Source organism: Streptomyces sp. LS1784 (assembly GCF_020103755.1).
Lineage (GTDB): Bacteria > Actinomycetota > Actinomycetes > Streptomycetales > Streptomycetaceae > Kitasatospora.
On the sequence record NZ_JAHSQD010000004.1, the window covers coordinates 13,093 to 24,637 of the forward strand.

The 11,545-nt window shown below is 72.6% G+C and carries 5 protein-coding genes; 3 read left to right on the top strand and 2 right to left on the bottom strand.

Annotation, left to right across the window (positions count from 1 at the left end; genetic code table 11):
• Positions 1-74: 74 nt before the first annotated feature.
• Entirely contained in the window at positions 75-1,250 is a 1,176-nt protein-coding gene (locus KS423_RS47850; protein ID WP_224273765.1) for a tryptophan 2,3-dioxygenase family protein, read from the bottom strand.
• Complete coding sequence (locus tag KS423_RS01115) at positions 1,247-2,239, bottom strand: methyltransferase (RefSeq protein ID WP_224273767.1); 993 nt, start codon at positions 2,237-2,239, stop codon at positions 1,247-1,249. The genes KS423_RS47850 and KS423_RS01115 overlap by 4 nt, the downstream gene beginning before the upstream one ends.
• A gap of 887 nt (positions 2,240-3,126) precedes the next feature.
• Here KS423_RS01115 and KS423_RS01120 point away from each other — a divergent pair.
• From KS423_RS01120 to KS423_RS01130, 3 genes are all read left to right on the top strand, one after another.
• The gene (locus KS423_RS01120; RefSeq protein ID WP_224273842.1) at positions 3,127-3,861 is read left to right on the top strand and encodes an ABC transporter ATP-binding protein; all 735 of its coding nucleotides are present in this window, start codon (positions 3,127-3,129) and stop codon (positions 3,859-3,861) included.
• Entirely contained in the window at positions 3,855-6,446 is a 2,592-nt protein-coding gene (locus KS423_RS01125; RefSeq protein WP_224273769.1) for an FtsX-like permease family protein, read from the top strand. Before KS423_RS01120 ends, KS423_RS01125 begins: the two co-directional genes overlap by 7 nt.
• A gap of 192 nt (positions 6,447-6,638) precedes the next feature.
• The gene (locus KS423_RS01130; protein WP_224273771.1) at positions 6,639-11,540 is read left to right on the top strand and encodes a non-ribosomal peptide synthetase; all 4,902 of its coding nucleotides are present in this window, start codon (positions 6,639-6,641) and stop codon (positions 11,538-11,540) included.
• The last annotated feature ends 5 nt before the right edge of the window (positions 11,541-11,545 follow it).

The following is an 11,545-nucleotide window of genomic DNA, read 5'->3' on the forward strand; positions in this document are numbered from 1 at the left end:
GTGTGCTTGGAGCCACGGCGGTTGCCGGGACTCACCGGCGCGAGCGCCGGGATAGGAATCGAAATGACCCTCTGTCAGCAGAAGGCGAAACGGGTGAGCAATTGCTCGACATCGTCGACAAGGTCACCGGAAGGCAACCCGGACTTTCCGACGAAGCGTTTGAGGTAACCGGCACCCTCGGTGCCGCCGGACCCAGGGGTGTCCGGCAGATAGCGGCGGCCGAATCCGTAGTGCCGGCCGCGCCAGACGTGCAGCGGCGTCTCGCTCGCGGCGAACGCCTCGCGCACGTCGGGGTCTTGGGAGCCGCCCGCGGCGTCCCGCAGGGACGTGAACGCGCGGAGCAGCGGGTCGTTGATCGGGGCCAGGTGCTCGAAGCGCCGGTAGGTGTCGATCTTCCGTTCGTCGTAGCCGTACACCACCAGCTCCATCAGGTGGTAGTTGAGCGACTGGACCGCGCTGGCGCTCCCGGTCGCATCCCGGAAGCCCATGAACAGCTCCGGGGTCAGCGTCCGCAGTGCGTGGAAGACGACGTTCAGCAGCTCGGCCGCCCAGGTGAGCTGGCCCACCCGCAGGACGTACTCGTCGCGGTCGCGGCCGACGGCCTCGGTCGCGCGGCGTGCGGTCCAGCGGATGAGGAAGAAGCCGATCTCGCAGGCCTGCACGGCGCGCATGAAGATGTGCTCGTCGTGCTTGTCAGACCGGCGGAACCCCGAACAGCGGTTGACCACCGTCAGGTCGTGGACCAGCGCGTCGTCGTCGCCGGCGAGCCGGACCAGACCGGCGCTCGCCATGGTGCGGTCCGGGCCGACGGGGGACCGGTCCAGGTGGTCGAGCACGGCCTTCAGACGGCGCACGCGTTCCGCGCCCTCCTCGACCGTGGTCTCGTGCAGCCCGGCCTCACGCTCCTCCAGCGCGATCAGGTCGGTCATGAGCGCGTGCAGCAGCATCAGGCCCGCCTCGTACGCGTCCTCCCGCCGGGCGAAGTACCAGCCGGCCACGTGCAGCCCGGTGTAGCGGTAGTACTCGGGTATGTCGAGGCGTCGGCTGAACGGTCGGGTCAGCAGTCGCAGGATCTCGTTCTCGTCGGTGTCGGGCCCGGCCACGGCCTCGTCGTAGCGCTCGGACAGCCCGAGGATCTCGTCGTCGGGCAGCTCGGCGAGGGGCGTGGCGTGCAGCCAGGCGGCCAGTTCGGCGCAGGCCGCGGGCAGTTCCCGCGAGGGGGCCGGGGCGAGGGCTCTGAAGGGGCTCACCGCTCGGTCGCTCTCTCGGTGTCTCTGCCGGCGCGCAGGCCGATGACCAGGTGCTTGTCGCCGCTGGAGCGCCGGACCGTGCCGTCCGCGAAGCCGGCCCGACGCAGCAGGTCCAGGTACTCGGCCGCGGTGCGGTGCCGGCCCTCGGTCTCGACGTGCATGGAGAGGTTCATGACGGCCGTGGCGAGCGGGCCGCCGCGGTCGTCGTCGAAGAGCCGCTCCATGATCAGGACCCGGCCGCCGGGGAGGCACGCGTCGTGCGCCTTGCGCAGCAGCGTCACGCAGGTCTCGTCGTCCCAGTCGGACAGGATGTAGCCGAAGGCGAAGCAGTCGCCCGTTGGTAGCGGGTCGCGGAAGAAGTCGCCGGCCGCGAACTCCAGCCGGTCGCCGAGCCCGTGTTCGGTGGCCCGCGCGGCCAGGTGCGGACCGACCTGGGGAAGGTCGAACACGGTCGAGCGCAGCTGCGGGAAGGCCTGCAGGGCGGCCACCGAGAAGGGCCCGCTCGCTCCGCCGACGTCGATCAGCTGCCGGGCGTCGCCCAGGTCGGCCAGGGCGGCGAGCTCGTGCGAGACGTGGTGGCTGAGGCCCCACATCGCCTTCAGGAAGCGGCCCACCGACTCGTCGTCGCGGTAGATGGCCTCGAACGGGGCCGGCGTGTCCCGGTCGGTCTCGGCCTTGCCCTTGTGCAGGTAGCCGTTCAGCCGTCCGAACTGGTCGGCGGTGTCGCCGATCAGGTGGTCGACGAATCCCATCAGGTAGCGGGGGTCATCGCGGTCGACGTAGGGCCGCACGTCCGCCGCGAGTGTGTAGCGCCCGCCGTCGGCGTCGAGGACGCCGAAGGAGGACAGCACCAGCAGGAGCCGTTCGAGGGTGTCCTCGTCGACGGCCAGGGCGGCCGCGATCTTCCCGGCGCTGTCGCCGCTGTGCCGGGTCAGGTGCTCGAAGACACCGTGCCGGTCCGCGACGTGCAGAGCGTGGGTGGCGTACATTCCGTAGACGGCGTGTTCCAGGTCCGCAGGAATCATTGTTTTCGCTGCCCATCGATGCAGGGGGGATTGTCAAGCGCTGTCGGTGCGGAAATTCTCGACGCGGCCGCCGATATTTCCGGGCCGTGGCAGGCCCATTGCCCGGTGCGGTGGAAAGCCCCCGGGACGTCGAGAAGTATTTCGGCGTGTGCGACGGACCGGCCATCTTGTTGCCCGCAGAGTGAAACCCGCAGCTCGGAGCCGCTTTCCGGGTCTCGCGCTCCGGGCCGTGGTTCACGATCCGTCGGCTGCCGGTCGCCCGGCGGGTACGGCTGGGGCCCGATGCCCGGGTGGGGGTCTCCGGGTTCCTTGGTCGTGGGCGGGCAGGGCGCGGTCGGCGGCGAAGGGCGGGTGCCGCCGGAGCGTCCCGTGAGGTCGGCCGGTCGGCCGCACCGGACGCGGCGACCCGGGTGCGGATCGGCCGGTGGATCCGTGCGGTGACGGCACGTCAGGCGGACGTGGGCGTGCGGATGCCTCGTGGGAGCGGGGCCCGCGGAGGTTCCGGGACCGGGTTCGCGCCTCCGGTGCCCCCGTGCGGGCCGCGGGTGCCGCCCCGGGCCCCGGTGGTTTGTGGCCGGACCGCTCCCGTGCGGCGGCCGGGGCCGTGCGGTGTGCCGCCGGCGCGGCGGGGTCGGTGCCGTGAACAGACGTCGAACGTTTGTCGTGTCGAACGTCGAGATTCGGCCGTGCGGCCGACCGGGGGGAGCCGGGCCTGAAAGGAGAAGCGCAGGTGGGAGCCGTTATTCGAGCTCCGTCGGAGCACGGCCAAAAATCGTTTTTCCGCCAGAGTCGGGTTGATCGGCGAGGGCGCCGGACGGTACGGTTCCCCGCAAAAGGGGGAAGGGTGTGAAGTGAGTAGCGGATATGCTCTCTTGTTGGAATCCGTGACGAAGACTTACGGTTCCGGTCGTAATGTGGTCACCGCTTTGGACGACGTGACGATAGGCGTGCGGCGCGGGACGTTCGTCGCGATCATGGGTCCCTCCGGCTCGGGTAAGAGTACGTTCCTGCACTGTTCGGCGGGTCTCGACCAACCCACGAAGGGCGGCGTGACCCTCGGCGACACCCGCCTGGTCGGCCTGGACGAGGAGCAGCTCACCGAGATCCGGCGGGAACGGGTCGGGTTCGTCTTCCAGGCGTACAACCTGCTCGACTCGCTCACCATCGCCGACAACGTGGGCCTGCCGTTCCGGTTGGCCGGCGAACCGGTTCCGATGGACCGGGTGAACGCCGAGCTGGCGAACGTCGGGCTCGCCGACATGGGCGACCGCTACCCCGGGCAGCTCTCCGGCGGTCAGCGGCAGCGGGTGGCCATCGCCCGCGCCCTCATCACGGAACCCGACGTGATCTTCGCCGACGAGCCGACGGGCGCGCTCGACACACGTACCGGCAAGCAGGTCCTGCAACTGCTGCGGGGGGTCGTCGACCAGACCGGCCAGACCGTGGTGATGGTGACCCACGACCCGGTCGCCGCCTCGCACGCGGACTCGGTGACCTTCCTGGCCGACGGCCGACTGGCCGGCGAACTCGTCCGGCCGACGCCGGACCAGGTGGCCGACCGGATGACCAGGCTGGGTGAGTGGTGAGCCGTAAGAGCAAGGCCAAGGCGGCCGATCCGCCGGCGGGCGTCAAGGCCAAGAAGAAGGTCAAGACGCTCTCGCGCGAGAACCTCTCGCTGGCCTGGAGCACGATCCGCGGCCGCAAGGGCGGCTTCGCGGCGGTGCTGATCGCCGTCGCGGTCGGCTCCGCCGTGATCACCGCCTGTGGCGCGCTGCTGGAGACCGGTCTCAGCTCGGGAGTCCCGGCCGAGCGGTACCACAAGGCGGCCGTCGTCGTCGGCGGCTACCAGGCCATGCCCGTCGACGGCGATTCGGACCCGCGGCTCTCCGAGCGGGTCCGGCTGCCCGACGACACGGTCGCCAAGGTCGCCGCGGTCAAGGGCGTCGAATCCGCGGTCGCGGACACCAGTGTCCGGATGACCGTCCTGAAGAAGGACTCCGTCCTCGACGGCCCGCCCGTGTACGGGCACGGCTGGTCCGCCTCGGTGCTGGCACCGTTCACGCTGCGCTCGGGCTCCCAGCCGCAAGCGGCCGACGACGTCGTGCTCGACAGCGACCTCGCCAAGCGGGCCGGCGTCGGCGCCGGGGACACGGTCACGCTGGTGGCCGGGTCGAAGCCGGAGTCGTACCACGTCAGCGGCGTCGCCGAGCCCGGGGTCTCGTTCGACCGGCAGTCCGCGGTCTTCTTCACCGACGACCGGGCGGCGCGGCTCTACGACCTGCCCGGCAAGATCGACGCCGTCGGTGTGCTGGCCGCGAACGGGACCGACGCGGGCGACCTCGCCGACCGGATCAAGAAGGCCGTGCCCGGCGTGGAGACCTACACCGGCGACGACCGCAGCGATGTCGAGACGCTCGACATCGGGCAGTCGCGGTCCTTCGTCATCGAGGTGGCCAGCGCCTTCGGCGCCACCATGATCATGCTCGTGGTCATCGTGGTCTCCGGCACGCTGGCCCTGCAGGTGCAGCAGCGCCGCCGCGAGCTGGCCCTGCTGCGCGCCGTCGGTGCCACCCCGCGGCAGGTGCTGCGGATGATCGGCGGCGAGGCCGTGCTCGTCGGCGGGATCGGCGCCGTGCTCGGCGCCGTCCCCGGCATCCTGCTCGCCCTGCTGCTGCACTCCGTGTTCACGTCGGCCGGCGTGCTGCCGGCCGGATTCTCCCTGGAGATCACGCCGCTGCCGGTGCTGTTCGCCGTGCTGGTCTGCGTCCTCGCGGCCCGGGTCGGCGGCTGGCTGGCGGCCCGGCGGGCCGCGAAGGTCAGTGCCGTCGAGGCGCTCGGCGACGTGGCCGTGGAGTCGAAGAAGCTCGGCTGGGTCCGGCTCACGCTCGGCCTGCTGCTCGTGCCCGGGGGCCTGGCCGTCGCGGTCGTGCTGCCGATCGTGCTGCCCGGCGAGTCGGCCATCGAAGGCGCCGCCAGCTCCGCGCTGCTCCTGGTGATCGCCGTCGGCCTGCTCGGACCGAAGCTGTTCGGCGGCATCGCGGCGCTGCTCGGCCGTCGCCCGGGCGGCGTCACCCGGTTCCTCGCGATCGCCAACTCCCGGGCCCGGGCCCGCCGGCTCAGCGCCGCCACCACCCCGCTGATCATGGGTGTGACCATGGCGTCCGCCCAGCTCTTCGGCGCCACGACGCTCGCCGCGACCGCGCAGGACCAGCTGGTCGACGGCGTGATCGCCGACCACGTGGTGACCTCCGACAGCGCGGGGATCTCACCCGGCCTGGTCGACGAGCTCCGAAAGGTCCCCGGCGTCCGCACGGTCGGCCCGGTCGCCCGGACCTCGACGATCCTCACCTGGCCCGACGGCGACGGCATCCAGTACCGGATCACCTCGGCGCAGGGCGTCGACCCGGCGGCCGTACCGGACACCATGAAGCTGGACGTTCTGCGCGGCGACCTCGGCGGTCTCACCGGAGACACGGTCGCGCTCAGCCGCATCGTCTCCGGCACGGTCGGCGCCGACGTGGGCGGCACCGTCGAGGTGCACCTCGGCGACGGCACCGTCGAGAAGGCCAAGGTGGTCGCGGTCTACGAGAACGGGCTCGGCTTCGGCGACATCACGCTGCCCAACGACGTGGTCATCGCGCACAGCACCGACCACCTCGATCAGTGGCTGATGGTGAACTCCGATCCGAAGGCGGACCTGAGCGCGGCGCTGAAGCCGTACCCGACGCTGAGCGTGCAGGACGCCGCGGCGGTCACCGTCGCACCGACCGATTCGGGCGCCAGCGGGGTCAGCCTCATGCTCAACGCCGTCCTGCTCGGCTACCTCGCCATCGCCGTCGTCAACACGCTGGTCATGGCGACGATCTCGCGGCGGGGCGAGTTCGCCCTGCTGCGCCTCGTCGGCACCCGTACCAGCCAGGTTCGGTCGATGATGCGCCAGGAGGCGGGCATCATCGCGCTGTGCGCGATCGTCGTCGGCACGATCGCGGCGCTGCCGTCGCTGATCGGGATGAGCTACGCGATCCGGCACTCCGTGTTCCCCTCCATCCCGCCGCTGATGTACCTCGGCATCGTGACCGCGGCCGTGGCGATCGCCTGGCCCGCCGTGATGCTGCCGGCCCGGCTCGCACTGCGTCCGCCGGCCGTGGAGGCGATCTCGCGGCCCGAGTGACGTACGACCGCTTGTAGCAGGTGAGGCGTGGCTTCGGCCACGCCTCACCTGTTTCGCGCGTCCCCACCGGGACCCCCACCGAGCGGGCAGTTTCCTCACCGCTCAAGAACGTGGAGCCGGTACCCCTCCGCACGCCAAGCTCGACCGTCGACAGATCCGCGCGCCACGCGTGTCTCTAGTGGAGGGCCGAGCATGTCCCACGGTTTTGACAACGCACCCGCCGACCCGGAGGGCCGGACGGTCCACCATGTCGTCGCCGCGCACGCCCGGCGGGACCCGGACGCGCCCGCGGTCGTCGACGCCGACCGGACCCTCACGTACGGCGAGTTGGACGAGCGCGCCAACCACCTGGCCCACCTCCTGGTCGCCGCCGGGGTGGGCGCCGAGTCGCGGGTCGGCATGCTGATGGGCCGTTCGGGCCACTCGCCGGAGACCGTTGTCGCCCTGCTCGCCGTGCTCAAGGCGGGCGGGGTCTACGTGCCGATGCACGAGAGCTACCCCGACGAGCGGGTCCGCCGGCTGCTCGCCGGGACCGACGCGGTGGTGCTGATCGCCGACCGGTCGACCGCCGATCGGGCGGCCACCGCCGGGCCGTCCGTGCTCGTCGTGGACGGCGCGGACCCGGGCCGGCGCCCCGACGCCCCGCGCGTGAGCGTCGACGAGGAGCAGCTCGCGTACGTCATCCACACCTCGGGCTCGACCGGCTGGCCCAAGGGCGTGTCCGTCACCCACCGCAACATCCTGGCGCTCGCCCGGGAACCCCACGTCCGCGCCGCTTTCGGCCGCGGCACGATGTTCAACGCGCCGCTCGCGTTCGACGCCTCCACGTTCGAGATCTGGGTGCCGCTGCTCAACGGAGGCCGCGTCGTCATCGCGCCCGACGAGCTGACCGCCCCGGGGCTGGCCGGGCTCATCGCCGAGCACGGCTTCGACGGCGTCTTCCTGACCGCGGCGCTGTTCCGGCTCTTCGCCGAGGAGCAGCCCGGCTGCTTCGCGGGGGTGCGCGAGGTGTGGACCGGTGGCGAGACGCCGTCGGCGACCGCCATCGAGCAGGCGCGGCGCGCCTGCCCGGACACCACGGTCGTCAACGTGTACGGGCCGACCGAGATCACGGTGTGCGCCACCGCGCACCGGATGGCGCCGGGCGGCGAGCCCACCCGGGCCGCGGTGATCGGCACGGCCCTGGACGACTCCGAGGCGTACGTGCTCGACGAGCGGCTGCGGGCCGTCGGCGCGGGCGCGGACGGCGAGCTGTACCTGGCCGGCGACGGCACCGGGCGCGGCTACCTCGGACGCCCCGCGCTGACCGCCGAGCGCTTCGTGGCGAACCCGTTCGTCCCCGGCGGCCGCCTCTACCGCACCGGCGACCGGGTGCGGCTGACCGAGGACGGGCTCATCGAGTTCCTCGGCCGTGCCGACCACCAGGTCAAGATCCGCGGGTTCCGGATCGAACTGGGCGAGATCGAGGCCGCGTTGCGCGACTGCCCCGGCGTCACCGACGTCGTCGTGATGGTGCGGGAGAGCGGCGCCACGCGCAGCATCGTCGCGTACCCGACGGGGCCGAGCCCGCTCGCCGAGGGCGAGCTGCTCGACCGGCTGGCCGAGCGCCTGCCGAGCTACATGGTGCCCGCGCGCGTCGTCTGGATGGACCGGCTGCCGATCAACGCGAACGGCAAGGTGGACCGGTCCGCGCTGCCCGAGCCCCCGGCCGACGACCAGGAGTACCGCGAGCCGCGCACGGACACCGAGCGTGAGCTCGCCGCGATCTGGGCCGAGACGCTCGGCGTCGAACGGGTCGGCGCGCGAGACGACTTCTTCGCCCTCGGCGGCGACTCCGTGCTGACCATGAAGATCGTCGCGCGGGCGCGGGCCAAGGGCCTCGTGCTGAGCACGACCGACGTCTTCGCCCACCCGACCGTCGAGGCGCTGGCCGGCGCGGCGACGCGGCTCGACGAAGCCCCGGCGGCACGGCACGAGGCGCAGCGGACGGGCAGCTACCCGTTGACCTCCATGCAGAGCGGCATGCTCTTCGAGACCCTCATGCTCGACGACCCGTCGCTGCACCTGCTCCAGCTCGTCGTCCGGCTCGGCGACGTCACCGACCCCGACCGTCTCGGCCGGGTCTGGCAGGAGGCCACGGAACGCCACGCGGTGCTCCGCACCGAGCTGCGCTGGGCCGAGGTCGAGGAGCCCGTGCAGGTCGTCCGGGACGAGGTCACGCTGCCGGTGACCCACCTCGACTGGAGCGCTCTGCCGGAGGCGGAGCACCCCGTGCGGCTGCGGGAGCTGCTCGACGCCGACCGCGCCGCCGGCGTCGACCTCACCCGGGCACCGCTGAGCCGGGTCACGATCGTGCGGCTCGGCCCGGACTCCGTCGAGCTCGTCTGGACGATGCACCACGTGCTCACCGACGGGTGGAGCGCCGCGGAACTGCTGCAGGACGTGCTCGACGGGTACCGCGGCGAGCCGGTGCGGCCGCGGCCGCCGTTCCAGGACTTCGTCCGCTGGCTCGCGGACCAGGACCTGACCGCCGCCGACGACTACTGGCGCGGCCGGATGGCCGGCTTCACGAGTCCGGTGTCCGTGCCCGGCGACCGGCAGCCGCCCGAGGGCCACCGGCCCACGGCGAGGCGATCGGTGCAGGTGACGGTTCCGGCGGAGACGGCCGCGCGGCTCTCCGCGTGCGCGCGGCGCACCGGGCTGACCCCCAACACCCTGGTCCAGGGCGCGTGGGCGATCCTGCTGGCGCGCCTGAGCGGCGAGACCGACGTCTGCTTCGGCACGAGCATGGCGGTGCGGCCGGCGGAGCTGCCCGGCGTCGAGTCGATGGTCGGCATGATGATCAACAGCCAGCCCGTCCGGGTCCGGGTCGGTGACGACGAGCAGACCCTGCCCTGGCTCGCGGAGTTGCAGCGCGAGCAGGCCGCGGCGCGCGAGTTCGCGTACGCCCCGCTGAACCGCGTGCAGTCCTTCGCCGACGTGGCGCCCGGGACCGCGCTGTTCGACACGGCCGTGGTCTTCCAGAACTACCCGTTCGACCGGTCGGTGGTCCGCGCGTTCGACGTCGAGTTCGCCACGGGCTATCCGCTGGCGCTGAGCGTGTTCCCCGGCGAGTCGCTGGTCATGCGGCTGCTCTACGACGAGACGGTCTTCGAGCCGGACACCGTGGAGCGGGTCGCCGCGCGGCTGATCACGGTGCTGGACAAGCTGGCCGACGGGTCCGCGCCGAGCGTCGGCGACGTGACCGCGCTGACCGCCGCCGAGCGGGAACTCGTCCTCGGTGAGTGGGGCGTGGCCGCTGCCTCCGAGTACTCCATCGAGCGGCGCATGCACCAGCTCATCAGCGAGCGCGCCGCCCGGTGGCCGGACACCGTCGCGATCGAGCGGGGCGACCACCGGCTCACCTACGCGGAGGTCGAGGAGCGCTCCAACCGGCTCGCCCACCACCTGGTCGGCCTCGGCGTCGGGCCGGACGTGCTCGTCGGTGTGTCCGTCGAGCGCGGCCCCGACCTGGTCGTCGGCGTCCTCGGCACGCTCAAGGCCGGCGGCGCGTACGTGCCGATCGACCCCGACTACCCGGCCCAGCGCGCCGCCGCGATCCTGGAGGAAGCGCGCCCGGCGGTCGTGCTCACCCACACCAGCCACGTCGACGTCTTCGCGGGCACGACGACCCCGCTCGTCCTGCTCGACGAGGACTGGCCCGCCGTCGCCGCCCGGCCGGCGACCGCCCCGCCCGACCACGGCAGCCCCCGCGACCTCGTGTTCACCGTCTACACCTCGGGTTCGACCGGGAAGCCCAAGGGCACCATGGTCGAGCACCGGTCCATGGTCAACACCATCGAGGCGGTCGTCCCCCTGCACGTGCGCCCCGGCAGCCGGATCTACCAGCTCTCCCCGATGAGCTTCGACGCCGCCTCGCTCGTCCTGTTGAGCACGCTCGCGGGCGGCGCCACGCTGGTCGCTCCCGTGACCGCCGGGACCTACAGCGGTGCCGAACTGATCGAGCAGCTGCGCGAGGCCGACGTCACCGCGGTCACCGGGCCGCCGACCGTCCTGCCGGTGCTCGACCCGGCGGCGCTGCCGAACCTGGAGTCCATCCTGTGCGGCGGCGAGGTCCTCACCCCGGACCTCGCCACCGCGTGGTCGCCCGGCCGCCGCCTGCTCAACGGTTACGGTCCCAGCGAATGCGCGGTCGCCGCGACGCTGTTCGCCGTCGAGCCCGGTGCCCGGTACGACAACGTCCCGATCGGCAGGCCGATCCCCAACACCAGCGTCCACGTCCTCGACGACCGGCTGCGCCCCGTGCCGCCCGGCGTCACGGGAGAGCTCTACCTCGGCGGCGCCGGCGTGGGCCGCGGATACATCGGGCGGCCGGACCTCACCGCGGAGCGCTTCGTGGCCGACCCGTTCGGCGCGCCGGGCGCCCGGCTGTACCGCACCGGCGACCTGGTCCGCTGGAACCGGGACGGCACGCTGGAGTTCGCCGGCCGGGCGGACGACCAGGTCAAGATCCGCGGCTTCCGGGTGGAGCCGCGCGAGGTCGAGAACGTGCTGCTGCGGCACGAGGCGGTGGCCGAGGCCGCGGTCGTCGTCCAGGCCGACGGGGCCGGCAAGCGGCTCGTCGCGTACGTCGTGCCCCGCTCCGGCGAACCGACCGCGGACGAGCTGCGCGCACACGTCGCCCAGCACGTGCCCGCCTACATGGTTCCGGCCGCCGTGGTGTCGCTGGCGGTGCTGCCGATCAACCGCAACGGCAAGCTCGACCGGGCGGCGCTGCCCGCGGCGGGGCTCCGTCCGGACGAGGACTCGTACGTGGCGCCGGCCAACCCCACCGAGGAGGCCGTCTGCCGGATCTGGGGCGAGGTGCTGGACGTGCCCCGGGTGGGCGCGCACGACAGCTTCTTCGACCTCGGCGGCGACTCGATCAACGCGATCCGCCTTGCCGTCCGCATGCGCACCGCGTTCGACGTGCCGCTCTCCCCGCGAGACCTGTTCGAGCACCGCCACGTGAGAGACCTCGCCGCGGTCGTCCAGCAGCGGATCATCGCGAGCCTGATTGCCGCCTCCGGCGCCGAAGCGCCCGGCCGGATCTGACCTTG

Excerpts from the sequence above, each read along its gene's own strand:
- KS423_RS01115 (WP_224273767.1), bottom strand. The coding sequence starts at position 2,239 with ATGTACGCCACCCACGCTCTGCACGTCGCGGACCGGCACGGTGTCTTC.
- KS423_RS01130 (WP_224273771.1), top strand. The coding sequence starts at position 6,639 with ATGTCCCACGGTTTTGACAACGCACCCGCCGACCCGGAGGGCCGGACG.